Source organism: Salinibacter sp. 10B (assembly GCF_002954405.1).
In the GTDB taxonomy this organism is placed as follows: domain Bacteria; phylum Bacteroidota; class Rhodothermia; order Rhodothermales; family Salinibacteraceae; genus Salinibacter.
Window position 1 is genome coordinate 3,775,457 of sequence record NZ_MQWC01000004.1, and the last position, 24,295, is coordinate 3,799,751.

At 60.8% G+C, this 24,295-nt stretch carries 19 protein-coding genes; 7 read left to right on the plus strand and 12 right to left on the minus strand.

What is annotated here, in order from left to right; all coding sequences use genetic code 11:
* Window positions 1-121 precede the first annotated feature (121 nt).
* The 3 genes from BSZ35_RS15325 to BSZ35_RS15335 all read right to left on the minus strand — a co-directional run bounded on the left by BSZ35_RS15325 (window position 122) and on the right by BSZ35_RS15335 (window position 4,215).
* Window positions 122-871, minus strand: coding sequence for an ATP-dependent Clp protease proteolytic subunit (locus tag BSZ35_RS15325; protein WP_105013878.1), 750 nt, complete (start codon window positions 869-871; stop codon window positions 122-124).
* Between the two features lie 128 nt (window positions 872-999).
* Window positions 1,000-2,898 (minus strand): ATP-binding protein, encoded by a 1,899-nt coding sequence (locus BSZ35_RS15330; RefSeq protein WP_146110127.1) that lies wholly within the window; start codon window positions 2,896-2,898, stop codon window positions 1,000-1,002.
* Between the two features lie 201 nt (window positions 2,899-3,099).
* Window positions 3,100-4,215 (minus strand): prephenate dehydrogenase, encoded by a 1,116-nt coding sequence (locus tag BSZ35_RS15335; protein ID WP_105013261.1) that lies wholly within the window; start codon window positions 4,213-4,215, stop codon window positions 3,100-3,102.
* A gap of 477 nt (window positions 4,216-4,692) precedes the next feature.
* On the opposite strand from BSZ35_RS15335, the gene BSZ35_RS15340 reads away from it, so the two are divergent.
* Window positions 4,693-4,992 (plus strand): isoamylase early set domain-containing protein, encoded by a 300-nt coding sequence (locus BSZ35_RS15340; protein WP_105013262.1) that lies wholly within the window; start codon window positions 4,693-4,695, stop codon window positions 4,990-4,992.
* A 70-nt stretch (window positions 4,993-5,062) separates the two neighbouring features.
* On the opposite strand, the gene BSZ35_RS15345 is transcribed toward BSZ35_RS15340, so the two are convergent.
* Window positions 5,063-5,308 carry a hypothetical protein gene (locus tag BSZ35_RS15345; RefSeq protein WP_105013263.1) on the minus strand — a complete coding sequence of 82 codons (246 nt, stop codon included), beginning with the start codon at window positions 5,306-5,308 and terminating at the stop codon, window positions 5,063-5,065.
* Window positions 5,309-5,456: 148 nt separating this feature from the next.
* On the opposite strand from BSZ35_RS15345, the gene BSZ35_RS15350 reads away from it, so the two are divergent.
* Window positions 5,457-5,732, plus strand: coding sequence for a hypothetical protein (locus tag BSZ35_RS15350; protein ID WP_146110128.1), 276 nt, complete (start codon window positions 5,457-5,459; stop codon window positions 5,730-5,732).
* 124 nt (window positions 5,733-5,856) lie between these two features.
* Here the strand turns inward: BSZ35_RS15350 and BSZ35_RS15355 are convergent, their stop codons facing one another.
* A complete protein-coding gene (locus BSZ35_RS15355; protein ID WP_105013265.1) occupies window positions 5,857-7,419 on the minus strand; it encodes a trypsin-like peptidase domain-containing protein in 1,563 nt (520 codons plus the stop codon).
* Window positions 7,420-7,732: 313 nt separating this feature from the next.
* A complete protein-coding gene (locus BSZ35_RS15360; protein ID WP_105013266.1) occupies window positions 7,733-9,139 on the minus strand; it encodes a class II fumarate hydratase in 1,407 nt (468 codons plus the stop codon).
* Window positions 9,140-9,826: 687 nt separating this feature from the next.
* Between BSZ35_RS15360 and panC the strand changes: the two genes are divergently transcribed.
* Both panC and panD read left to right on the plus strand, forming a co-directional pair.
* Window positions 9,827-10,708: a pantoate--beta-alanine ligase gene (gene panC / locus BSZ35_RS15365; RefSeq protein ID WP_105013267.1), complete on the plus strand. Its 882-nt coding sequence runs from the start codon at window positions 9,827-9,829 to the stop codon at window positions 10,706-10,708.
* Window positions 10,709-10,877: 169 nt separating this feature from the next.
* Entirely contained in the window at window positions 10,878-11,318 is a 441-nt protein-coding gene (panD, locus tag BSZ35_RS15370) for an aspartate 1-decarboxylase (RefSeq protein WP_105013268.1), read from the plus strand.
* Window positions 11,319-11,386: 68 nt separating this feature from the next.
* Here the strand turns inward: panD and BSZ35_RS15375 are convergent, their stop codons facing one another.
* From BSZ35_RS15375 to BSZ35_RS15390, 4 genes are all read right to left on the minus strand, one after another.
* Window positions 11,387-14,422 (minus strand): efflux RND transporter permease subunit, encoded by a 3,036-nt coding sequence (locus BSZ35_RS15375; RefSeq protein ID WP_105013269.1) that lies wholly within the window; start codon window positions 14,420-14,422, stop codon window positions 11,387-11,389.
* A gap of 196 nt (window positions 14,423-14,618) precedes the next feature.
* Window positions 14,619-17,963, minus strand: coding sequence for an efflux RND transporter permease subunit (locus tag BSZ35_RS15380; protein ID WP_105013270.1), 3,345 nt, complete (start codon window positions 17,961-17,963; stop codon window positions 14,619-14,621).
* 70 nt (window positions 17,964-18,033) lie between these two features.
* On the minus strand, window positions 18,034-19,080 hold the full coding sequence (locus tag BSZ35_RS15385) for an efflux RND transporter periplasmic adaptor subunit (protein ID WP_105013271.1): 1,047 nt from the start codon (window positions 19,078-19,080) through the stop codon (window positions 18,034-18,036).
* Between the two features lie 186 nt (window positions 19,081-19,266).
* Window positions 19,267-20,118: a CAP domain-containing protein gene (locus tag BSZ35_RS15390; RefSeq protein WP_105013272.1), complete on the minus strand. Its 852-nt coding sequence runs from the start codon at window positions 20,116-20,118 to the stop codon at window positions 19,267-19,269.
* A 146-nt stretch (window positions 20,119-20,264) separates the two neighbouring features.
* Here BSZ35_RS15390 and BSZ35_RS15395 point away from each other — a divergent pair, with 146 nt between their 5' ends.
* The 3 genes from BSZ35_RS15395 to BSZ35_RS15405 all read left to right on the plus strand — a co-directional run bounded on the left by BSZ35_RS15395 (window position 20,265) and on the right by BSZ35_RS15405 (window position 21,907).
* Window positions 20,265-20,747 (plus strand): MarR family transcriptional regulator, encoded by a 483-nt coding sequence (locus BSZ35_RS15395; RefSeq protein WP_258096739.1) that lies wholly within the window; start codon window positions 20,265-20,267, stop codon window positions 20,745-20,747.
* 178 nt (window positions 20,748-20,925) lie between these two features.
* Window positions 20,926-21,285, plus strand: coding sequence for a nuclear transport factor 2 family protein (locus tag BSZ35_RS15400; RefSeq protein ID WP_105013273.1), 360 nt, complete (start codon window positions 20,926-20,928; stop codon window positions 21,283-21,285).
* Between the two features lie 217 nt (window positions 21,286-21,502).
* On the plus strand, window positions 21,503-21,907 hold the full coding sequence (locus tag BSZ35_RS15405) for a DoxX family protein (RefSeq protein WP_105013274.1): 405 nt from the start codon (window positions 21,503-21,505) through the stop codon (window positions 21,905-21,907).
* A 345-nt stretch (window positions 21,908-22,252) separates the two neighbouring features.
* Here the strand turns inward: BSZ35_RS15405 and BSZ35_RS15410 are convergent, their stop codons facing one another.
* A complete protein-coding gene (locus tag BSZ35_RS15410; RefSeq protein ID WP_105013275.1) occupies window positions 22,253-22,612 on the minus strand; it encodes a hypothetical protein in 360 nt (119 codons plus the stop codon).
* Window positions 22,613-23,401: 789 nt separating this feature from the next.
* Window positions 23,402-23,788 (minus strand): hypothetical protein, encoded by a 387-nt coding sequence (locus tag BSZ35_RS15415; RefSeq protein WP_105013276.1) that lies wholly within the window; start codon window positions 23,786-23,788, stop codon window positions 23,402-23,404.
* Between the last annotated feature and the right edge of the window lie 507 nt (window positions 23,789-24,295).

Genomic DNA, 24,295 nt, shown 5'->3' on the forward strand with positions numbered 1-24,295 from the left:
TCCTCGAAGGAGCCGGCACATGGTCCCACTGCGGCGGGGGCGGAGGAGAGCCTGCGGCGCGCTGCTTCCGAGGGTACTCGGTGGACTGAGGTGCCCCAATGACAATGAGTCCAACAGGGGACTATTCGTCCTGGGAGTCTGAGGTGCCGTTCGAGGCAGCGTCACCGTCGCCCCGCAGGGCCTTGAGGTGGTCTAGGGTATCGGAGTTGAGAATGTTGTCCACAAGCCCGTAGTCCTGAGCTTCTTCGGCACTCATCCAGTAGTTGCGGTCCGCATCGTCCTCGATCCGGTCGAAGCTCTGGTCGGTATGGTGGGCAAGAATCTGGTACAGGCGCTTCTTAAGCCACGCCACCTCCTGCGCCTGAATCTGAATGTCGGAGGCCTGTCCTTCGGCTCCTCCCATGGGCTGATGGATCATGATGCGCGAGTTGGGTAGACAGGCACGCTGGCCGTCTTCCCCTGCCGCCATAAGCACTGCCCCCATCGAAGCGGCCACTCCCACGCAGATGGTCGAAATCGGCGAGCCAACGTACTGCATCGTGTCGTAGACGCCGAGGCCGCTGTAGATGACCCCGCCCGGAGAGTTGATGTACATCTGAATGGGTTTCTCCGAGCTCTCGCTATCCAGATACAAGAGCTGCGCCACTGTCAGGTTGGCGATCTGGTCGTTGATCGGGGTTCCGACGAATATGATCCGTTCCTTCAACAGTCGGCTGAAGATGTCGTAGGCGCGCTCACCGCGCGTGGTCTGCTCCACGACCTTGGGCACAAGGCCCGCCGTTGGCGAGCCATCCGCCCCGCCCCCGCCAATGCCTCCGGAAAGACCGGTGAGTCCGCTGCTGAACTGGAGAAAGTCCTCGACGCTGGCCATGTCAACGTATGCTTCCGATTTGATGATGAGCGACAATATCAATCCGTTTGGGCCGCGACAGTTTCTCAATCGACCGCTCGAATCGTGAGGTCGTTGGTACACCCCAGCTGGAGACGGAACGAATCAGCTCAGCGTGCGGCCGACGAGTCGGCATGTGCGTGTGCGGGAAGCCGCACGGTGACACAGGTTCCGGTGCCCTTCTCTGTTGTAACGTCGATCGTTCCGTTGAGCAGATCGACAAGTTGCTGTACAATCGCGAGTCCGAGTCCCAACCCGCCGTATTCCCGTGACAGGCCCTGCGACTCCTGGGTGAATGAATCGAAGAGAACGGGGAGAAATTCTTCATCGATTCCGATTCCAGTGTCTTCGATTTCAATAACCGCTTCCGAAGAGGCATTGCGGGACTGGTACACACGCAGTGCTACACGGCCGCCCTCCGGAGTAAACTTGACGGCGTTGTCGAGAAGGTTCGTCACGATGCGCGTGACGGCGCTCCGGGAGGCGTACGCCGTAATGGGCGTGGAGGGGCGATCGAAGGAGAAATCGATCGCTTCTTGTTCAAGTTTGGGATGAAGTCGGGTGTGCACCGTCTGCACCACCGACCGCAGGTCCACAGACGTGCGGTCCAGAGAAACATCGGTGGTCTCCAGTCGAGAGAGGCGGAGCACCGAATCGATGGTTTCCTGAAGGCGCTTGCTGTCGTGCTGGATCCGATCGGCGATATGACGGTGGGACGGTGCAAGCTCCTCCTTTAAGATTTGAGAGAATCCATTGATCGACGTGAGGGGGGTTCGCATCTCATGGCTGAGGTTGTGAAGAACGGCCGTTTTGAGCGACGTTGTGCCCTCTGTCGTCATCTGTGTCTGCTCTTGGATGGATGAGGGAATCCGCCCGTCGGAAGGGGCATGCTGTACCCCCAGCCAGTACTCGAGATCTCCCGTCTCATTCCGAAGGGGGGTGAAAAACCACGAAGCGGGAATGGGGGTGTCGTTGGGACGAACCGTGCGCAGTTGACCGGACCAGGGGCGCCCGTTGACCAGTGTCGAGAGAAGATCGGTCTGAGCGTCAGCGGGGGACGAAATCACCCGGCGGAGCGGTTGTTCGTGAAGGGCCTCGGCGTCGCACCCGCACATGAGGGCCAAGGCCTCGTTCGCGTATGCGATCCGCGGGTCGGGGGCGCCCGGTTGGTCGAGAGACTGCGCGTCCAGAATCATCGCCGGAATATAGCTGTGGTCGAGCGCGTCTCTATACAGCTGAAGATGTTGGGTCCGGGGCGAGGGGGCAGGGGCCATCGTCACCACCCCGTCAAGATATTCCACAGCGCCCTCTTTTCCCTGAATATGAGTGCAGCTGACGAGGGTCCGAACGGGAGTCCCGTCGGCGCACCGAAACGTAATCGACAATTCGCTTACCTCCCCCTGGTCGTGCACCGCTTGAAGCAACCGATCCCGTTCCTTCGGGTCTGCATAAAGGGCATCGGGGCGGGTACGAGAAAGCGCCTCTTCGGTCTCGTAGCCGAGCAGGTCGACGAAGGAGGGACTGGCGTAGACGATTTCTCCATCCGGCGTACTGCGAAAAAGGCCATCCGATATCTGCTTCGTTACCGACCGAAGCCAGGCCTCCCGCTGGTGGAGGTGTTGTTGGGTGCGGGTGTGCTCTGTGGCCCACCGGAGCAGGTGCGCGAGCAGAGCGGGCGTAAGGCGGTCGTTCCGGAGCACTTCGGCGGCACCAGACTGTAGGGACGCCTCTGCGGCGTGCAGCGTGGTTGGACCCGCGAGAACGATGATGGGCCCTTCGGCTCCTGCGTCGTCACACCGACGAACGATGCCGGTCGGGTCGTTCGAGAGGCGTTCCACATCGGTGAGGATGGCGTCCCAGTCTGCGGCCGACAGAGCCTCAAGTCCTGCCGGAAGACTTGCTTCGCCCCGGAGATCCACGTCCACATCGCTTTCCTTCAGGTGCTGCCGGACGGGATGATCGTCGTGGGGACCATCGTAGATGAGCAATACGGAGAGCGGTCTGGGCAACCTGCCGTGCACAGTCCCTGACGATTTTTTCCAAGTAGAGATGGAATCTCTCCCACTTGGGCTTTCGTTTGGGAGTTCCTGTACGGCCAGCGTTGAGGCCGTCGCGTTGTGACTTTGTTACCCGAACCGTACACCTACACTACCGTCGAGAACGGAGGACCGGCAGTCAGTGCCGCTAGCGACTCTCGTGCACGAACGGGGTTACGGACGCCACGCCTCGTAGGAGGCGGCTTCCAGGGCATCAACGGCCGCGTCCGCGTCGGCAGCACTCGCAAAGGCGAGGCGAAAGGTGCCTCCGGTGCCTTCCCGAATCTTTTGGAGCTCAATGTCTTTGATATTGAGGTTTGCCTCCACGAGGTGGCCCGTAAGCTCGTGGATGATGCCGGGTTCGTCCGGGGCACGGACATATACATCGGCCAACGGGTGCAAGAAGCCCTTGGAGTCGCCCGGCACAGCGTCGCGGGCGGTCTGGGCATCCGTGAAGGCATCTTCCAGCCCTTCGAGGTCGTCTTCGATCAGTCGGTTGCGGAGACGACGGAGGGTGCGCCGAAAGTCGCTGAGGGCGTCATGGATCGGGCCTTCGTTGCCTACGAGAATGTCGCGCCACATGTCGAACGGCGAGTCGGCGATGCGCGTCATGTCCCGGAATCCGCCACCGGCCAACTCGAGGGCCAGGTTGGTGGCTTCGTCTGGGTCGTCGGCCTCGGCGACCGTGTTGACGAGCGCTACGGCCAGAAGTTGGGGGAGGTGACTGACGGCGGCCACGAGGCGGTCGTGACGCTCGGGGGAGAGGAGGAGAGGCCGTGCCCCCGTGGCCTCCACCAAGTCGACCACCGGTGCGAGAGGGCCATCGAGGGCTGTTTCGTCCTGGTCGTCCGGGAGACACAGGAGGTACACAGCGTTTTCGAAGAGAAGAGGATCGGCGTGGTCAATGCCGGCGTGCTCTGCGCCCGCCATTGGGTGCCCGCCCAGGAACTGACGGTCGTCCGGAAGCACATCCGCGGCCTGGTCTAGCACCGGTGATTTGACCGACCCCACGTCCGTTATGATCGCATCGTCGGGCACGTGGGGTCCAATCGATTCGAGGAGCGTAAGCACCGTAGCGAGGGGCGTGGCCAATACCACGAGGTCGGCCGCCTCGACCGCCGTGACTGGGTCGGCCGCCTTTTCGTCGATTGCGCCTCGCGCCTCCGCCGTCTCCAGCACGTCGGGGCGGTCGTGGCCCACGATGGTGCAGTCGGGCCGCCGCTCTTTCCAGGCGAGCCCGAGGGAGCCGCCGATGAGGCCCGTTCCGAGAATCGCAATTCGGTCGATCATAGGACGTAGATGGGTCGCAGGTCACGTTCAAGATGAGGGGCGCCCCGTGCTCAGCCGCAGCGGAAGCGTGCGCGTAGGCACGGATCAGGGATCCCGCGTGTTCTACGGAAATCACGACGGGCGGCGGGTTTCGAAAGAAATCAGACGCCGGGCCACAGACCGCAAAAAGCGGAGGGACAGAAGAGTCTTTAGGATCTTCGTATGTCGTATCGCCCTTCTTCCTTGTACGAAAAGTGGTCGAAGGAAGCGGTTTTTTTGTAGATCGGATGCCACAAACAGTCCACTGTGGCATAGAGTAAAGCTAGTAACCACTCATGGTAGTCTGAGCGGAGCCGGTCTCAAACAAGATGCATTCATGTCGAGGCGTGGCTCGTTTTGATCACTGTGTTGCGGTACTGGATCGAGGGAGAGCGTATCCGATATAGCCTCGATCGCACTCGCATCTCTCATGCATTACGATTAGATATACACACTGATATGATTAAGAAGGTAAATAAGCGCGACTCCGATCAGGTGAAAGTGACGTTCGTTTTACCGGAGGACCATCCGTACGGAGACGACGTCTCGGTTGTCGGCGACTTCAATGACTGGACGGCCGGCGAACACGAATTCGTCCGCCGGAGCAACCAGACCTACAGCACGAACGTGATGCTGAAAGAGAATGAACGTTACGCTTTTCGCTATTACAGCGAGGAGCAGGGGTGGGTGAATGAGGAAGAGGCCGACGACTACGAGGGAAACGACTTTGGCGAGACGAACTGCATCGTCGAGACGTAGGACTTGTTGGGGGGGATTGCGTTTAGCGGTGGGGGCCGGGGGGCGGTCAGAAATCGCGAGGAGGCCCGGTTCATTCCCGCAGGGCAGCTGCGATGTCGGCGGCAGACTGGGAGCGATTGAAGGTGGCTTCGGACGTGTCGTTCAGGATCACGACTGTGCCCCGAGGGGAGACCACCATCCGTTTCTGTGAGCCGTCGGGAGACGGGTAGGCGGCCTCGATCGAAACGTCATCGTCGGCGGCGTCTTCGCGAAGTGAGGAAATGATCGATTCGGTGGGCACCTGTTCGAGTGTGCGGCGATCCACGGTATCCGTCATCACGGAAGAGAGATTGTTGGAGGGAGTGCAAATGAAGGGCGGCGATCACATCGGCCAAGCCCGTAGAGCGAACGCGTAGAACTGTCGTGCGTTCACGTTCTCACTTTTCGATGCCCACCCTACCCGCTTCGTCAAGCCCGACGCTTCTATGTCCAGTTCCCAAGAGCCGACGCGTGAGATGTTGGGGAGCATTGCCGCCCAGCTCATGATTCTCTACGACAATGCCATGGCCGACGGGCAGACGGAGGCCGCGGAGGCCTATGCGATGGCCCTGAACGTGGTGCGGAATGAGACGAACGGGGTGAAGATTTTCTTCGATGGTCCCCCGCCCACGCTCCGAACGGTGCCGCGCAAGTCGTTTCCGGAGGATCTGGAAGGCCGCCTTGCTCCGATGCACCGACCCAACCGAAATGGTACGGACTAAGCAGGAACCATAGGACGGGATCCAGTCCGGCCCACAACGAAAAGGCCCGTGCGGCTGAAATAAAAAAGCCCCATCCTCCAGGTCGGAGGACGGGGCTTTTGTGTTGCAGATGATGGGGGCACCGTTAGCCATTGTCGGCGGGCTTGCGCAGGCTCGTGACATCCACAAAGCCCTGCGGCAGGCGCACAAGGACGCGGAATGCTTCTCCAGGTGGAATCTCGCCATACACCTCCTGGAAAGTCTCCACGTCTGGGGTGGGCTTCCCTGCGATCTCGATGATCACCTGGCGCGGGCTCAGCCCCGAGTTGCGGATCATTGGATTGGACCGGTCGACATCCGTAACCACCACTCCGTCGGTGTCGTCAAACCCGAGCTGACGGGCAATCTCCGGCGTGATGTTTCGGATGGACAACCCGAGTTCGTTCATGAGCTGGTCTTGAGACGGGGCGCTGTCTTCGCCTCCTCCGTCCGATCCCCCGGTGTTCGCCGCACCGAGCGTCACGTTGATTTCGCGGATTTCCCCGTTCCGACTAATCGTCAACGTCACCTCGTCGCCCGGTTGCATGCTGGCGACCCGGTTGCCGATTTGGAGATGGTTTTGAAGGGACTCCCCGTTGATCGACGTGACGACATCGCCCGCCTGCAGACCTGCCTCGTCGGCCGGAGAGCCATCCTCGACGCTTCCGATGACGGCGGCCCCGCTCGGCAGGTCTTCGTTCTTGATGAGAGACTGAGAGGCAGGTCCGTACCGGACGCCGAGACGAGCGCGTTGCACCTCGCCCTGCTCGATAATCTGAGTGGCGACGCGCTTCACGGTATTGGCGGGAATGGCAAAGCCGATGCCCTGGTAGCCGCCGGTTTGCGAGGCGATGGCCGTGTTGATGCCCACGAGTTCCCCGTTCAGGTTCACGAGCGGTCCGCCGGAGTTGCCCGGATTGATGGCGGCGTCGGTCTGAACGAAGTTCTGGACCGGACTAATTTCCCGATCGGACTGACCGCGAGTGGGGCGGCGCTGGCCGGGCGAGCGCAGCCGCCCGATGGCGCTCACAATGCCGGCCGTGACGCTGTTGTTGAGGTTCTGCGAAAGCGGCGAGCCGAAGGCAAGCACCCACTGCCCGGTTTTGAGCTGATCGGAGTTCCCGAAGCTCACGGCGGTGAGGCCCTCCGCATCGACCTTAATTACCGCAAGGTCGCTGAAGGGATCGGTGCCCACGATCTTAGCGTCGTACTCAGTCCCGTCCAGCATCACCACGCTCAGCTCCTCGGCGTTCTCGACTACGTGGTTGTTGGTTATGATGTGACCGTCCGAGCGAATTACGACGCCGGAGCCAAGGCCCTGCGAGCGAAACTCCCGCTCCGGTCCTCCCGGCCCGCCGAAAAAGTCCTCGAAGGGGGTGCCCTGGAACGGATTGCGCGTTTGGCGCTCCACGACCTTCTGGGCACGGATCTGAACGACGGCCGGATTGACGGACTCCGCAACCCCGGTAAATGCATTTTGCAGGCTCTGGGGATTCGTATCGGCCGACTGCTGGAGGGCCGTTGAGCCGTCAAGGTTTGCGGCCTGTCCCGGCGTGCCGATGGTGTCCCCGAGACCGAACAGGTTGGCCCCGATCGTGGCGAAAAGAATGCCGGCCAGAAAGGCCCCGCCAACGAAGAGGGCGATTGAGACTTTTCCTTTGGTACTCATAGAGTCGAAACCAAACTTGTTGAGGGAGACGGAAGCAAAAAGGAGTGCCTGGCCTCATGGCCTGGCCCCCTTCCGTTCATTCCACAGTATCAACGCACGGTCCTCGTAAATTCGTACCGACGAGAATAGTGCAAATGAGAATAACGGGGAAACCCGTACAAAGATGCCGGTCGACCTCTCAAATGAGAGTAAAGAGAGGAGAGAAGGGCGAGAGGCGTCGGAACGCCGAGGCCTCTCCATTCCCATATATTCAGAACCCCTCTCCTCTGGTGAAGGGCACAGAGTCGACAGCCCTAGGAAAGCCCGATTGCATCTATTCTTCTCCCGGAATCCCCGTCTCCGTCATTGCCCGCACGTCAAGGTACTCGTCGAGCTCCTCTTCGGAGAGCAGGCCCATTTCCTGCACGACCGTGCGCACGCTCTTGCGCTCCTTCGCGGCCTTCTTCGCCACCTCGCTGGCCTTGTCGTAGCCGATGGCCGTGTTGAGGGCCGTGGCGATCGACGGATTCAGCTCCAGCAGTTCCTGGCAACGTTCGCGGTCGGCCTTGATGCCCTCGACGCATTTCGTCCGGAAGGCCTCTACGCTGTTGGCCAACAGCTCGATGCTCTGGAGCATGCCGTGCGCCATGACCGGCATCATGACGTTGAGTTCGAAGTTGCCGTGCGTGTTGGCGACAGTGAGCGTCTGATGGTTGCCGGTCACCTGTGCGGCCACCATCATCACCTGCTCGCTCTGCACGGGGTTCACCTTGCCCGGCATGATGGACGAGCCCGGCTGAATGACGGGCAGCTTGATCTCTCCGATGCCGCTGGTGGGGCCGCTGGAGAGGAGGCGCAGGTCGTTGGCAATCTTGAGGAGCGCCGTGGCCAGTGTATTGAGGGCGCCGTGGGCGTCCACGTACAGCTCCTTGCCCGCCTGCTGGGCGAAGTGGTTGTCGGTCTCGAAGAAGTCGAGTCCCGTCGCGTCCGAGAGCGCCTCCAGCGCCACCTCCGGAAACTCGGTGTGCCGGTTTAGCCCTGTGCCCGTCGCCGTGCCGCCGAGCGCAACTTCGGCCAGGGAGGCGGAGGCATCTTCAATGCGCGAGATGGACTGCTCGATCTGGGCCGCGTAGCCGCCGAACTCTTGCCCAAGCCGGACCGGCGTGGCGTCCATCAAGTGGGTCCGGCCGCTTTTGAGCACGTCGTCAAACTCCTCCGCTTTTGCCTGTAGGGCTTTGTGGAGCGCGTTGAGGGCGGGGAGCAGCGTCTCCTCCATTCCCATCCGCGCGGCTACGTGCATGGAGGTCGGAATGGTATCGTTGGACGACTGCGACATGTTCACGTCGTCGTTTGGGTGCACGGCCTTGCTGCCTCGCTCTTCGCCCATGAGCTCGGAGGCCCGGTTCGCGATCACCTCGTTCGCGTTCATGTTGGTGGAGGTGCCGCTGCCGGTCTGGAAGATGTCGAGGACGAACTGGTCGTCGTGCGTGCCCTCAATGACCTCCTGGGCCGCCTCTACAACCACCTCGGCGGTGTCGGCATCGAGCAGGCCCAGGCGTCGGTTGGCCTTCGCGGCGGCCTGCTTGACGTGGCCGAGGGCTTCGATGAAGCGACGGGCAAAGCGGAGGTCGCTGATCGGAAAGTTCTCCTTGGCGCGCTGCGTTTGGGCGCCGTAGAGGGCATCGGACGGGACCTGGACCTCGCCCAGGGAGTCGCGTTCGTTGCGGTAGTCGGTAGCCATAGAGCAGAGGGGTTGTAAAAAAGTGCCTGAAGAGACGGACTGTGAATGTCAGCGTTGCAGCATCGAACTTCAACGCTGGTTTTTCTTGCACGTCGAGAGGGGGAGAGGAGGCTCCAGTCTCCGTCAGAGAAATTCGATGGGGCCTTGTATTTCCTCGGGACTCAACGTGCGTTCAATCAGAGCAAGGCCTCGGACCACGGATCCGATATCATTACTCTGTTTGGCGTAGACAATTCCGGAAGAATCGGACGTGTTGTTCGCTAGGCGGAGGAAGTCATCGTCGTACGTCCCGATGGTTCGGTCCTCGGCTTGAGAAATGCGAAATGCTCCTCATCGCTGACGCCGAGCATTTCGGCCTTCACCACCGTAAGCACGTTAACGCCTCACCTCCGGAGCCCAGAAGCGATTGCCGCGGGCATGGGGGCGTCAATGAAGGCGCGGTTTTCCACCACAGGTGCCGGGGGCTTTACACCTCGTTGATCGAGCGATTTCGTCGGCCTGAGTCCGGAAGCGTACTTCAGAGTCCAGGTTCGTGTAACAGATACGATCGTACGCAGTTGCGGGATCAATACCCATTTTCAGTCTGAAGGGGCACTCGAACCCTCAGGGTGCTGGACTCGTAGTTTCGACCGGCAGAAATTTTGACATCCCTCGCTCCACGTTTTCTCATCCCTCGCTTTTACACTCATGGACCTTATTCGTACGGTCGACGGCATGCAGGACCACGCGGATGTGGCGCGATCGAAGGGGCAGACCCTTGCGCTCGTTCCCACGCTCGGGGCCCTGCACGAAGGGCACCTGGCGCTTGTCCGCCGGGCCCTGAAGGAGGCCGACCACGTGACCGTCTCGGTGTTCGTGAATCCGACTCAGTTTGGGCCAGACGAAGACTACGACGAGTATCCTCGGGATTTGGAGGGGGATCGGGACAAACTGGAGGCATTGGGGGTGGATGTGCTTTTCGCTCCCTCAGTGGCGGAGATGTATCCCTATGCGGACGACGAGGCGCTGGCGGGGCCGTTGTCGTGGGTGGAGGTGGAGCACCTGGATCAGCACCTGTGCGGGGCATATCGCGAGGGACACTTCCGGGGCGTGACTACGGTCGTTACGAAGCTCTTTCACGCCTGCAAGCCGGACATCGGCGTCTTCGGCAAGAAGGACGCGCAGCAATACGTTATCCTCAAGCATCTGGTGGAGGACCTGCTTCTCGATATCGACATCGTGGGTGTACCCACGGTGCGGGAGGCCGATGGGCTCGCCCAGTCGTCTCGAAACGCCTATCTGAGCGAGACGGAACGGGAGCAGGCGACGGTCTTGTACGACGCCGTGTCGGCGGCCGAAGAGGCGATTCAGGGGGGGGAACAGGACGCCCAAGCGGTTGTTCGAGCGATGGATAATATCCTCGTAACGGCCCCCGACGGGGAGGTCGAGTACGCGGAGGTCGTGGATGCCCACACGCTTCAGCCCGTCGAGCACCTCGCGCCGGGGCAAGACGTTCTTGCCGCCGTGGCCGTCTATTTTGGCGAGACGCGCCTCATCGACAATGCGTTCGTGGAGGTGCCGTCCGCCTAAGAGTACCTCAGTGGAGTCGCCTCATGATTTCAAGATTGGAGCGACGGATGGTGATCATTTGAATCGGCATCACCGGTTTTGGTAGGGGGCTAAGTTCGAGGTAGCTTCGCAGAGGCATTCTAAAGAGCTGTTCGCCGACGATTGTCAAATCCGACATTCTGGTGTTCGCATGACCATTACGATGTTCAAGTCGAAGCTCCACCGGCTTCGCGTCACACAGGCCGATCTCTACTACGAAGGGTCGATTACGATCGACGAGGAGCTGCTCGACACAGCCGGCATCTTGCCCTACGAAAAGGTGCAGGTCGTAAATGTCAACAATGGGGAGCGGCTTGAAACGTACACCATCCCGGGCGATCCCGGCGAGCGCACTGTTTGTCTCAATGGGCCCGCAGCCCGTCTTGCCGCTCCGGGAGACCAGGTCATCGTTATTGCCTACGCCGACCTTACCCCGAATGAGGCGCAAGGGCATCATCCGCGCGTCGTTCTCGTTGATGAGGACAACAACGTCAAGGAGACGCAGACCCTGGACGTGAGTCCGGGCGACACCGACATTACGCCCGAGGAAGCCCCCGACGAGGACGGATGGGAGGACGTGTTGATTGCGTAAGGCGTGACACGTGGTAAATGAAGCGTGATCCGTGATTGTCAGATCTCGTCAGGCAATCCCCTCACGCATCAGCTGTTCACCACCGATCGGGACATCTCACGTCCCCACGTGCGCAGGTCGTCGAAGAAGAGGTAGACGGCAGGAAGGATGACGAGCGTGATGACAGTCGAGAAGGCCAGTCCTCCGACGATTGCCCGGGCCATCGGGAAGTAGGCCGGACCGTCGCCGCCCACCTGCGTCGTGCCCAGGCACAGCGGAATGAGGCCGAGGATGGTCGTTGCGGCCGTCATCAGGATGGGGCGCATGCGCTCCTGTGCCGCCTGCACGATCGCGGCGTGCCGCTGCTGCCCCGCCCGGCGGAGCGTGTTGATATGGTCGATGAGCACGATGGCGTTGTTCACGACAATGCCGATGAGGATGAGCACGCCGATCCACGCCATGATAGAAAGGGCGGTGTTCGTTGCCAGGAAGAACCAGAAGACGCCTACGATGGCGAACAGAATGGAGGTCCAGATGGCGGCAGGGTGGATGAGAGACTCGAAGAGCGAGGCCATGACGAGGTAAATGAGCGCCAGGGCCAGAAGCAGGTTCATCATCATGGTGGCCTGTTGCTCCTCTTCCCGTTGTGTGCGCTCGCCGAATCCCCACGAGTAGCCGGTGGGCAGCTCCAGGTTGCCAAGCACGGCAGAGAGGCGCCCCTGCGCTTCGTCCCGTGTCAGGCCGTCGAGTCCTGCCGTCACGCCGACGGTGGTGGCGCGGTTTTCCCGCTGGATCGACCGAGGGCCTCGGTGGACTTCCAGGTCGGCCACGGCCCCAAGGGGAAGCGGCCTGTTTTCTGGGCCTTGCAGCGAAAGGGTGTGCAGTTGCTCCATCGTTTGTCGGTCGGCGTCCTGGAAGCGGAGGCGCATCTCCACCTCTCCGGTCGGGGTGCGGAAGCGGCGGAGCGGCTGCCCACGCAGGGCGACGGCCACCGTTTGTCCCACTGCGTCGCTTGACAAGCCGTGCCGGTGCGCTCGCTGTTGGTCGACCCTCACGCGCACTTCCTTTTCGCCCTGCCGCGCCTCCGAGCGCACGTCCTGAAGACCGTCCACTGTGGAAATCTGCCGGGCCACCTCGTCGGCCAGATCTGCGAGCACGTCGCTAGAGGGACCGCGGAGCGTGAGGCGGATGGACGCGCCCGAATTGTCGTTTTCCCAGGTAAACGACGGCTGGGCGATCGCAAGCTTCGGCAGCTCGGTGCGGACCTGCTCCTGAATTTCATCTACCGTTCGCCGGCCGGTCTCGGTGAGGAGGATTGTGGACTGGGCGTGGTCGGCGCGGTAGTAGCTGTAGACGGACGCAATTTCGAGGGTGTCCCGGTTCGTAAACAGGTATTCTTCCACTCGATCGACGGCGTCCTCCACGCGCTCCACCGTATACGTGTCGGTCACGTGGTAGAAGAGCCGGATTTCGCGCTCGGTGTTGTCGTTGGGGAAGAAGTCCTGGGTCACGAACATCCCGGGGATGGCCACGCTCAGCAGGAGGAGGAGAATGAGGAGCCCGGCCACGCCGCGGCGACGGAGCAGTCGGTCGAGCAGTGCGCCGTACCAGGCCGTGAGTCCCTGCAACCATTGGGCCTCCTCGTCCTTTTCGTCGGGGGGATGCAGGCGAGCCGTGAGCAGCGGCACCACCGTCAGCGAGATCAAGAGCGACACGCCCAGCGCCACACAGATGGAAACGGAGACGTGCTTTAGGAAGAGCGCCACCTGATCGGTCTGGCTCACGATCATCGGAGCGAAGACAATGGCGGTCGTGAGCGTTCCGGCCGTTACGGCCATGGCCACCTCCTTCACGCCCCGCAGCGTCGCGCCCACGTGATCCTCCGGCGTGAGGCGCTGATGTCGGTGGATGTTTTCGGTGACCACGACGGCGTTGTCCACTAGCATGCCTACTGCCAGCATGAGGCCCATCAGACTGAGGACGTTCAGCGTGAAGCCCATGAAGTAGAGCGCGCCCACGGTGACGAGGAGGGAGATGGGGACGGCGAGCGCCACGATCATTGTGGTGGAGAGGCGGCGGAGGAAGAGGTAGAGTACCATGATGGCAAAGACGCCGCCGAGCAGCCCTGCCATCACGAGATCGTAAAGCGACGAGGTGATGCCGTCCGCGCTGTTGTCCATTACGTAGACGCTGATGCCCTTCATTTCGGGATCGTCCCGCAACTGTTGGATTGAGGCCTCCACGGCCCGGCCTACGGCCACGGTGTTTGCTCCTGCCTCCTTCGACACGTTCAGCCCCACGGCATAGGAGCGGTCCAGGTGGCGTCCGTGGTCCAGTTCGGGCGTTTCCAGCGCCACAGTGGCCACGTCCTTCAGCCGCACGCCGCTGTTTGTGACCACGAGATTTCGGATTTCGTCTAGTGTCGTAAGCTCGGTGGCGGGCCGTACCGTGTAGCGCCGTCCGCCGTCCGTCACCCGCCCGGCCGTGACGGACGAGCCGCTTTCTCGCAGCATCGTCATGAGTTCGACCAGGTTGACGCGGTGGGCAGCCACGCGGTCCGACAGTAGATCAATGCGCACCTCGCGCGGGGCCACACCGTAGAGGTCGACCTTCGAAATCCCCTCGATTCGCTCCAGTCGACGCTTGATTTTCCGGTTTAACAGTTCGTAGGCGCCGGACAGATCCCGGTCCGACGAAATGCGGACCTGGAGAATGGGCATGTCGCTCGTCGAAAACTGGCCCACGAAGATGCGCTGGACGTCGCGGGGGAACTGGTCGCGCACGCCGTCGAGCTTTTCGCGCACCTCGATGGCCTTCAGGTTCGTGTCGGTGCCGAAGGCAAACTCCAGTTGCAGGCTGGCCTGGTTGGGGCTAGAGGTGGAGGACATCCGTTTCACGTCCGTGAGCGTGGCCAGGGCCTCCTCCGCGGGCCGCGTGATTTGGCGCTCCACTTCCTCGGGGGTAGAGCCGGGGTACGGAATGTTGACCCAGAGCACCGGCACGTCAAACGCCGGGAAGAGCTCCAGCGGGATGAGGCGCGTGGAGAGGCCGCCAATCACGACGAGGCACAGAAAGACCATCATCGTGGTGACGGGGCGGCGAAGGGCGAGACGGGGGAGATTCATCGGTCGTTAGGGTTGGCCTGACGATCCTGCCATACAGGAGACGGAGCCGGGTGTAGGAAAAGGCGTGAGTGTGGGCGTGTGTGGGTATGGGCGTGATCTAGGAACGGAGGAGATTCTTTCCGGACGTAGGCGATTCCACCAGTGGTCGTAGAGGCACGCCGCTAGCGTGTCGACCGATAACAATGGAAATCGCCGATCACGTTTGAATTTTGGTTCGGCCGGGAGGGGTCAGCACCTTGTAAAGCACAGGAATCACGACCAGCGTGAGGAGCGTGGAGACGACCAGCCCGCCGATTACGGGGACCGCCATGGGAGCCCGCAGTTCGGCGCCTTCCCCAAACCCGAGCGCCAGCGGGATGAGGCCCAGTGTCGTGGTAAGCGTTGTCATCAGGATGGGGCGCAGGCGGAGGCGGCCGCCTTCGACCAGCGCCTCCACTAGCTCCATGCCGTCCGCCCGCAGCTGGTTGACGAGGTCGATGAGGACAATGGCGTTGTTGACCACGATGCCCGCCAGCAGGATGAAGCCGATGAAGACGACGACGCTGAGGGTGGTTCCGGTCAGCCAGAGTGCCCAGAGCGCGCCCACGGCCGCGAGGGGGATCGAGAAGAAGATGACGAACGGGTGCAGCAGTGATTCAAACTGCGAGGCCATCACGAGATAGACGAGGAAGAGGGCCAGCGCGAGAGCAAAAAGCAAGGACCGGAAGCTTGCGGCCATCTCCTCACTCTGCCCCGCAACGTGAACGGAGAGGCCCGTCGGCACGGACAGTCCTGCCAGAACCGTGTCAATTTCATCGATCGCCGCCCCAAGATCCCCACGTTGCAAATTGGCCGTTACGAGCGCGACGCGCTGCTGGGCCGATCGGCGAATCTCACTGGGGCCGACGTCGACTCGGATGTCGGCCACGGCGTAGAGGGGGATGGGACGACCCGGATCTGTATTCACAATAAGGTGCCGGAGTTCGTTCACGGTGGCCCGGTCTTCCGCCTGAGCGCGCACCCGGACGTCGATTTTCCGATCGCGCCACGAGTATCGGGTGGCTACGTTCCCTCGGACCTGTTGCACCACACGGTCGGCAATGTCGTGCACCGCGAGGCCGAGTGCGGCGGCTCGCTCGCGATCGAAGTGGATCCGAACCTCCGGGTGTCCCTGCTCCATCGTCGACGTCACGTCGGCAAAGCGGTCGGACGCCGACAATTGCTCAGCCACGTTGGCCGCCGTCGCCTTCAGTTTGTTGAGGTCGTACCCCGCCACCTCCACCTCGATGGGGGTATCGAAGGAGAAAAGGGACGGGCGGCTGAGTTCGTACTCTGCGCCGGGAATACGGTTGAGCACCGCCCGGAGCGATGAGATCGCGCTCGCCTCGCCCTCACGGCCGGCCGCCGCGTCGAGCTCGACGTGCATCTCGCCCCAGTTTTCGCCGCCCTGATCCGGATTGGCGTCCATTCGTGTGCCGGTGCCTGCCACCGCGAAGGTGGTGGTCACGGCCGAATGGTCGCGGAGGGACGACTGTAGTCGGGCGAGGGTGGCATCGGACCGGTCGAGGGGCGTGCCGGGCGGGAGTCGCATCTCCAGGTCGAATTCGTTCTGGGCCATCTGTGGAATGAGCTCCACGCCGAGCTGCGGCACGAGCAGAAGAGAGCCCGCTAGCAGGCCGAAGGCGGTGACGAGCACGAGGGCCGGCCGGGCCAGCGCGGCCCGTAGGAGCGTCGGGTAGCGTGTAGCGATTGCATCGTAGCCGTGCGTGAACACCCACTGGAAGGGAGCAAAGAACCACCCTGCGACTCGGGTGAGCACCTGCCGGTAGAGGAGGAGCCCAATCCAGCCGAGGCTCCACACCAAGGCGGTGAGGAGGGTACCGAGTATCCAGGGAATGTACGCGAGGCCGAAGCCGAGCGCGTGCCCGATGGTTTGTGCCCACCCCGACCGGCGCATTTTTGCACGGAGCCGCTTTAATGACGGCCGCGTCGGCCACGGAATGGAAGGCGCAGACGTGGACGACGAGCGGCCCTCGAACGACGCCAGCATGGGGATGAGCGTAAGTGCGGCCACCAGGGAGGCCAGCAGCGAGAACGTGACGGTGAGGGCTTGGTCGCGGAAGAGCTGTCCGGCTATTCCCTCCACGAAGACGAGCGGGCCGAACACGGCTATGGTCGTGAGGGTGGACGCCATGATTGCCATGCCCACTTCGCCGGCCCCGGCCGTGGCGGCCGCGCGGGCCGATTTGCCCATCTCGCGGTGCCGGGCGATGTTTTCCAGTACCACGATCGCATTGTCCACCAGCAGTCCGATTCCGAGGGCCAGCCCGCCGAGCGACATGATGTTGAGCGACAGGTTCGCACCGTACATCAGATTGAAAGTGGCAATGACTGAAATCGGAATTGTGAGACCGATGATGAGCGTCGTCTTTACGTCACGCAAGAAGAGATAGAGCACGAGAATCGCCAGAATCCCCCCGATAAGGCCGGCACTCACCACCTCATCGATCGCGCTCGCGATGAAGACGGACTGGTCGTAGACCTTCGTCAGTTCAAGATCTTTGGGCATGGTCTCGCGGACACGGTCCAGACGTTGAGACACGGCGTCGGCCACGGCGACCGTATTGGCGTCGCCCTCCTTGTAGATCGCAATTTCCACCGCCTCGCGCCCGTCGATGCGGGTGATGGTTTCCCGCTCGCGATAGCCGAGCCGGACGTCTGCTACGTCGCGGAGGTAGATGGGCGTGGGGCCGCTGCTGGAGAGAATGACCGACTTAAACGCGTCGACGGACTGGAACTGGTTGAGGGTGCGGACGAGGTACTGCTGCGTGCCTTCCTCCAGCCGCCCACCAGACAGGTTCACGTTCTCTGATTCGAGAGTCTGGGCCACGTGGTCGATTGACAGGCCGAACTGCGAGAGCTTGGCCGGGTCGACGTTGATCTGCACTTCGTCCTCCAGCCCGCCGCTCACCTTCACGGCCGCCACGCCCGCCGAGGACTCCAGCACGCGCTTGATCTCCTCGTCCGAGTAGCGGCGGAGCTCCTTGAGCCCGTGCTCATCGAGCGTTGGTTCCGACTGCTCGATCGTCGTTCCCGAAGCATCGGCCATCAGGGTTGACGACGAAGTCGGCTTTTGGGAGAGGCCGAACCGCATGATGGGGTCGAGCGACGGGTCGAACCGCAGAATAGAGGGGCGGCGCGCCTCCAGAGGCAGGTCGAGAGCATCCAGTTTCTCCCGCACGTCCAGGCTCGCGTAGTCCATGTTCGTGCCCCAGCCGAATTCTAGAATCACGTCCGATTGCCCGGTTCGTGAGACCGACCGAATCTCTTCCACGTTCTTGACGACGCCGAGCGCCTCCTCCACCGGCTTCGTGATGAGGTTCTCGATCTCGGCAGGAGCGGCGCCTTCCAACTCCGTGCGGATCGTGAGTGCCGGATGTGCAAGGTCGGGCAGCAGATTGACGTTCAGGCGGGAAAGGGCCACCGTACCGAAGAGCAGCACCGCGATGGTAGCCATAGCGATGGTCACGCGGCGACGGGTGGCGAGGGCGACGAGGGACATTTCGTTGGGGGTGGGGGAGCGGGGGCGTGGGAGAGCAAACAGTCTGCTCGTTTCCTGATCCAGGGGAATGCTACTGGATGATTTGGACCGTTGCGGAGTCGCGGAGGGCGGTCTGGCCGCTGACGACGACCTGTTCTCCGTCTGCCAGCCCATCGGTAATCTCGATGCGATTGCCGTTGCTGTACCCCGTTGTGACGGCCCGCTGGCGAGCAACTGAATCTTTTACCACGAAGACGTTTACGGCGTCGTCTTCCTCGACGATAGCGGTTTTGGGCACCAGCAGGGCATCGACGTGCTCGTCGTATTGAATCTGGACGCGAGCGAACATGCCGGGTTTGATGGTGCGGGTGCGGTCGCGCACCTCCACCGTGACCTTGAAGGTGCCGGTTTCTGGGTCTACGACGGGGCTGATGAGTGCGACCCGACCGGGGAAGGACCGGTCGGGCAAGGCGTCGAACGTGAGGGTCGCCGGTTGGTCTTCCTTCAGCTTTGCGAGTTCGCGCTCCGGGACATGGAGCTCGGCCCGCAACGGATCGAGATTTGTGATGTCAAAGACCGGATCGTGGGTCCGCACCATGTTGCCGCTTTTGACATGGCGGGCCGACACCCACCCAGAAATCGGGGCACGGATTGTCGTGTAGGCTAGCTCCAAGCGGGCAAGATCCGTCGCCACCGTCTGCGTCTCATAGTCCGACCGCGCCTGGTCAAAGGTCTCGCGGCTTACAAACTGCTTGTCGTACATCGTTTGTGTGCGCTCGAAGGTTCGCTTCAGGCGCTGAAGGGTGGCTTCGGCGCGCTGTACCTCGAGGGCCAGTCGCTCATCGTCGAGTCGGGCGAGGGGGTGTCCGGCTTCTACGTACTGTCCCTCTTCAACCAGAATCTGCTCAACGACGCCGTCCGTGCGGGCCACGACGGTGGCCTCGTCTTCTGCCTCCAGGGCGGCGGTGCTGCTGAGTTGGGCTGTGGCGCGTCCCCGTTCCACGAGGGCTACGTCAACGGGGAGGGCCGGCGGCGCATCCTCGTCCGGGGTCGATTTGGCTTCGCTGCCACAGCCTACCAGCAAGACGGAGAGAAGGGAAAGGCTAGCGAAGAGGAAGGCGGGGGAATAGCGCGACATGGGCAAGGGGGCCGTCGTTGATAGGCACAAAGGAATCCCGGGAGGAATCGGGGGAACGACGGCCCAGAATAAAAAAAGGTTACAGTTGCCAGATCATCCTTCGGCGCAAAACAGAGTCCCATGGGCTGGTGGCCCGGCCGATAGAGATGTATTCACGAAAATCGCGACGAGAAGACGGGCTCGATGCTATGGAGACGTGATCATCACCTCGGGACCACGCTGGACGCTGTAGCGCCCCATTTCGAGGACGTAGAAGCGAGACCAGACGGTGCCCGTGGTGTCCGGGAAGCGGAGGGCATCGGTAAACACGTAGGGCGTTGATATTCGGCGGTTGCCCTCCGTACTCCAGAAGTCGTACCGGACGGGGAGGGCATCCGAGGGAAAGGTCGGTCCGATAGAGACGGAGATCACGTCGCCTGCGGACACCCGACGAGGCAAGGGCGAGGAAAGGTAAACCGACACGTCGGCGAACACCTGGGTGGCTCGCAGGGTGTCAGTTTGTTGCAGGACGCACACGCCCAGATGGGTGAACTGGGGACGGATAATGTTTTGTCGATGGGGAGGACTGTTCATCCAGTGCTCCATCATCTGAGCGGCCAGTGCTTTTCCCTCTTTTCGGACGGGAGATTGCCCGAACAGGTTTTCGCCGATTTGGCCGTAGAGGCGACGGTGAATGCGGCTCACCCGGTCGTGTGGATTCTCCCCATCCGGATTGACATGACGGAAGAAGTCTCGCCTCATCATATCGGCGTTGTGGGCACAGGCCACCCTTGCGAGGGTTGAGTCATATCGCAGTGTTGGGAGGGACCGTTCACGTCGAATGCGGTTGGTATGCCGGAAGACGTGACGACTCACCGTGTGGAGTGTATCGGAGAACGCGGGCGCCCGCAGTGCATTCGAAGAGAGCAATGTGTGCGTCTCGGGAGAGGCCGGGAGGGAGGACGGGAGTCCCAGACTCAGAAGGGAAGAGACGAGAAAGAGGAACAGGCTCCCCAGCATGGGGCCGTAAACCAGTCGTGCAGACCCGAGGCTAGACATTGAAGGGGGGACGTCGTGAATGAGGGAGGAGAATGTCTCATTCCGGGAGGGAAGGACAGGTTCCCGACGGGAGAAGGCACGGGAACGGATGGTCGCAAGTATATGTTGCAACAGAAAGATTATCGTCGTAGAATAAGCAGGTAAACATGGGACAGTCCCTTCGCGAACGCATAAAGCAAACGGTCCCGTTTGAGGATCCGGCCCAAGAGGCAATGTTGAATCTCTTTGTTGCCTCTGCCACACTTCGACGGCGGGTGGAGGCCGCCTGTAAAGAGCACGATCTGCAGTTCAGTCACCACAACGTGCTACGCATCCTCCGCGGGGTGCACCCGGACGGCCATCCCCGATGTGACATCATTGATCGGATGCTTGATCCGTCCCCGGACGTCACACGACTTATTGATAAGTTAGTGGAGCGAGGGCTCGTTGAGCGCTCGCGCAGTGCGGAAGACCGGCGGATGATCATTCACACCATCACGCAAAAGGGACTCGATCTTCTGGATCAGTTGGATCCCAAAATTCGGGAGGTGCAAGACTGGTTTGACGAGCGCGTCTCCGACCGCGATCTTCGGCGTCTATCTCGGATCTGTGAGGGCATCTACGATGAATACCCCCCCTCTTCGGACTGACGCGTCCCCACGAAGAGCGGAGAAAAGGACCGACTCGGCAGAGGGAAATTCCACTTTCTTGTAAAGACGTATGTTCTAACACACAATGTGGCAACAAGTCTTAGGGCCATTCGTCAAAAGAATCGAACACAGTCAGACGCATTTTCTGCCCTTCATTCACTAAGCCCCAAGATACACCATGAGTGACCTGAATGCCCGCGACCAAGAACTGAACCAGATGATTCTCCAGGGGAAGATTCTGGAGGCGTTCGACGAGTTTTACGCCGACGACATCGTGATGGAAGAAGACGGAAAGACGCGCGACGGCTTTGATGCGAATCGGGAGTACGAAGAGCAGTTCGTCGAGTCCCTCGAAGCATTTCACGACGCCGAGATCCGCTCCCGAGCTGTGGATGAGGAGAATAACGTCACCCTCTCGGAGTGGTATAACGACATGACGCTGGAAGGAGTGGGACGCGTTCAGCAAGAGCAGGTGTCGGTTCGCACCTGGAACGAGGACGGCAAAATCACAAACGAGAAGTTCTACAAGCTTGGATAGTGCGCCCTGAACGGGCTTCCCCGTTTATCTTATCCATCAGAACCTGTTTTCCGAGCGGATGGAAAGCCGGGACACAGTGGTCGAAGCTGCAAAATGGTGCTCAAATGAGTCCCTGTAGCGCTGCTACCGAGCGAATGCAGAAGCCATTTTGCACGAGATCCACGAAGTAGCAGTCCGCATACGTTTCGCCAAACAGGTTCTCAACCCACCAGAGTTTATGCGTTCCTACGTTCCTCTCGTTGCCCGCCTCTTGCTGGGACTTATTTTCGTGATGTCCGGAATTACGAAGATCACCGGATTTGCGGGAACTCAGCAGTATATGGCCTCGCACGGCATTCCAGCGACGGCGGTGCTCCTCGTTGGGGCAATCGTCGTAGAAGTGCTGGGCGGCCTGTCGATTATTCTGGGCCTGTGGGCTCGGGTCGGAGCCACCGCGCTCGTTCTCTTTCTCATTCCGGCCACTCTGATCTTCCACACCGACTTTGGTCAGCAGACGCAAATGATCATGTTCCTCAAGAACCTCTCGATCATGGGAGGATTGCTGTTGGTGATGGCTTTCGGAACGGGAGAGTATTACGTCCGGGCTATGGACGTGGGAACAAGCGACGTTGCTTCTGCCTGACTGGAGCAACACATGTTCGAGAAGAGGAGTTGCCCCTCGGAGTCAACAACGACTGCGAGGGGTTTTTTGTATTGGATTGTGACTCTTCTGGGGAAAAACGCACGGCCGCGGTATTCAGACACAGTGAGGGGGAAGGGGCGACAGAGAAGGGCGATGGAAAAGCGGATCTCTGTCCGTCGAGGTGAGGGAACGAACTGGGTCGCTCCTGTGCCTGTGGCAGTTCATGTAGAGCATCCACAGGCCGGAGGACATCTACTTCTCAATGGAGAGGGAGACGTGTTGAAGGCTCCTGTCCGATTGAGGGCAAGCCCCTCCTAGACGGAGGGGCGAGAAGAGAAGAGAGAGTTAGCGTCCGGCGGGCTCGGCAGTGGCCCCCCCGCCGTCATTACTGGTGACAGGGTCACTTCCAGCAGAGCCGCCTCCGGCGGAACCTCCTCCAGGACTGCCTCCGGGAGGATCGCCCGGTCCGCCACTCTCAATCGAAAGCGGTTCGGCACGGATCTCCTCCGTTCCCAGTGTGTCCCGAACCGCCTCAGAACAGACATAAACCCGTCCGTTGGTCTGTTCGACGAAGTACGACGAAAAGTGCGCGTCGGCCCAGTCGAGAATGTCGTAGATCTCGTGACCCAGTTCTTCGGCACCGAGTCGAAAGCCGACAACCTGATCCTGCGGTCCTTTCAGGCAGTAATTCGTCGTAGAGCTCATACTAGAAAAGCGCTGAGTGAGGGAAAACAACAAGGCGAAAGAGGACCTCCCCTCTAAAGAAGAGGGCCCTCATGTGAGGCTCGCTCGGAGGATGATCCTATAAACAAACAATATCCACTCCAGGTCCCGACCGGCGGAACGAAATGACATTTTGCGGCACGAAGGAGCATTCCCTCCGACTGAACGTGTCACTTTCTCCGATCTCGGGTGTCACTTCGGCAGTTGGGGCGAACCACGGGGAGATGGAGCCGGAATAAGTAATCATTCTCTCCTAGGCGGTATCGATCGCCCCCCGTGCGGGATCCGGAAAAACTGTGATTGTTGTGTTTCCAACACTATACAACAGCGGCCCGCTCCGAAGCCGGAGCGGGCCGCCGTGTGTTCTCCAAATGGCAATGCGTGGGAGCGGCCGAACCTCCTTCTGAGGGGCACACCGCCGGGGAGGGAGAAAGCGCTGAGGTTGTACCGTGCAAGTTCTGCAGACCCAAGAGGAAGGGAGAGGAGTCCGGTATCATGGTCCAGTTTCCCTCCTCAAGGAATCCGGAGCGAGCACCCGGTCGCTGCGCGCGTCCAGCCCGACAGCCCCGGAGAGTCGGTCGTTCCGACGCTGCGTTCAGTCTCAGAACGTATTGTGCTATGTGGGACAGCATCTGTAAGCACCCCAGACGCCCGGAATGGCTGTCTCGTCGAGAGGTCCGCGGGCAACGAACATGCTGTGTTCTTGAAAAGACCGTACTTTCAAGGGGTCATATATTTCACACTATAGCACAAGCCATTTTCAGAGGAAACCTACTCCACGCTTGCTCCCGGAAGTTCTCGTAGGAATTGATCCTCGTATTGCTCCATCTTCTTCCGGACGAGGGCGAGATTTCCATCTTGAGAAATGGCCGTGCCCATGTAGTAGTCTTCTCCGAGCTCTCGGATTAGTAGATACATCCCATTGGTCGTAATCAGGATGTCGGTGGTGTCGAGCGGATCGGCGTCGAGGATTTCCAGAGCGTCGCGATTCGCCTGTACGAAGTCGGTATAAGCTGCGTTGGCGGCGGAGGCATCGAATTCAGGATCCGCGGAATAGGACCCCACGCCCATACCGCTGTCCATGTCGACGATCGCGGTGGAGATGTAGTTGGGAACGTTGTCGGCAAAGTCCTGGATCAGGTCGTCAATCTTGCTCATAGATCCAAAAATAACGATGAGAAAAAGCAGCTACAATACTACAGTTGAGACAAAGCAAAAATAGATCCAACGAGGTCCTTTTGTGTGAGAAGGGGCCGTCAGACGTCTGTCCGTACCGAATTCCGCAGTGGTTTTGTGGAAGCTTCGTTCAATTGGTCGAATTGGGAGACGTCCATCCGCGGTGACCGACCGGAACGTTGTCGAGTCCTTTGCCACTTCGATCCTGTCCTGGGGAACGATTGAGAACTGACAGTCCGACCGGACCGACGGCGGTCGGTTTTCGAAACGCCTTGAGCAGGGGAATGCGTGCGCCGAACTCCTTCGGGACAGAAAATCCGCAGGAGTGCACAGCTGAACTCTACCGGAGAGGACTGGGGCCCTCACTGTCATCCTGCTGGTCTTCGTTTCGAGGTTTCACACCGGGGGCTGCTCAGCTGCAACAGCCTTCAATATCCCCGAAACAAAAATGCCCCTGAAACCACCTGTAGCAGCGGCTTGGGGGGGCAT

Excerpts from the sequence above, each read along its gene's own strand:
- BSZ35_RS15415 (WP_105013276.1), bottom strand. The coding sequence starts at position 23,788 with ATGAGCAAGATTGACGACCTGATCCAGGACTTTGCCGACAACGTTCCC.
- BSZ35_RS15400 (WP_105013273.1), top strand. The coding sequence starts at position 20,926 with ATGAGTGACCTGAATGCCCGCGACCAAGAACTGAACCAGATGATTCTC.
- BSZ35_RS15350 (WP_146110128.1), top strand. The coding sequence starts at position 5,457 with ATGTCCAGTTCCCAAGAGCCGACGCGTGAGATGTTGGGGAGCATTGCC.
- BSZ35_RS15390 (WP_105013272.1), bottom strand. The coding sequence starts at position 20,118 with ATGTCTAGCCTCGGGTCTGCACGACTGGTTTACGGCCCCATGCTGGGG.
- BSZ35_RS15340 (WP_105013262.1), top strand. The coding sequence starts at position 4,693 with ATGATTAAGAAGGTAAATAAGCGCGACTCCGATCAGGTGAAAGTGACG.
- panC (WP_105013267.1), top strand. The coding sequence starts at position 9,827 with ATGGACCTTATTCGTACGGTCGACGGCATGCAGGACCACGCGGATGTG.
- BSZ35_RS15385 (WP_105013271.1), bottom strand. The coding sequence starts at position 19,080 with ATGTCGCGCTATTCCCCCGCCTTCCTCTTCGCTAGCCTTTCCCTTCTC.
- BSZ35_RS15345 (WP_105013263.1), bottom strand. The coding sequence starts at position 5,308 with ATGACGGATACCGTGGATCGCCGCACACTCGAACAGGTGCCCACCGAA.
- BSZ35_RS15405 (WP_105013274.1), top strand. The coding sequence starts at position 21,503 with ATGCGTTCCTACGTTCCTCTCGTTGCCCGCCTCTTGCTGGGACTTATT.
- BSZ35_RS15395 (WP_258096739.1), top strand. The coding sequence starts at position 20,265 with ATGGGACAGTCCCTTCGCGAACGCATAAAGCAAACGGTCCCGTTTGAG.
- BSZ35_RS15355 (WP_105013265.1), bottom strand. The coding sequence starts at position 7,419 with ATGAGTACCAAAGGAAAAGTCTCAATCGCCCTCTTCGTTGGCGGGGCC.
- BSZ35_RS15335 (WP_105013261.1), bottom strand. The coding sequence starts at position 4,215 with ATGATCGACCGAATTGCGATTCTCGGAACGGGCCTCATCGGCGGCTCC.
- BSZ35_RS15380 (WP_105013270.1), bottom strand. The coding sequence starts at position 17,963 with ATGTCCCTCGTCGCCCTCGCCACCCGTCGCCGCGTGACCATCGCTATG.
- BSZ35_RS15410 (WP_105013275.1), bottom strand. The coding sequence starts at position 22,612 with ATGAGCTCTACGACGAATTACTGCCTGAAAGGACCGCAGGATCAGGTT.
- BSZ35_RS15325 (WP_105013878.1), bottom strand. The coding sequence starts at position 871 with ATGGCCAGCGTCGAGGACTTTCTCCAGTTCAGCAGCGGACTCACCGGT.
- panD (WP_105013268.1), top strand. The coding sequence starts at position 10,878 with ATGACCATTACGATGTTCAAGTCGAAGCTCCACCGGCTTCGCGTCACA.
- BSZ35_RS15360 (WP_105013266.1), bottom strand. The coding sequence starts at position 9,139 with ATGGCTACCGACTACCGCAACGAACGCGACTCCCTGGGCGAGGTCCAG.
- BSZ35_RS15375 (WP_105013269.1), bottom strand. The coding sequence starts at position 14,422 with ATGAATCTCCCCCGTCTCGCCCTTCGCCGCCCCGTCACCACGATGATG.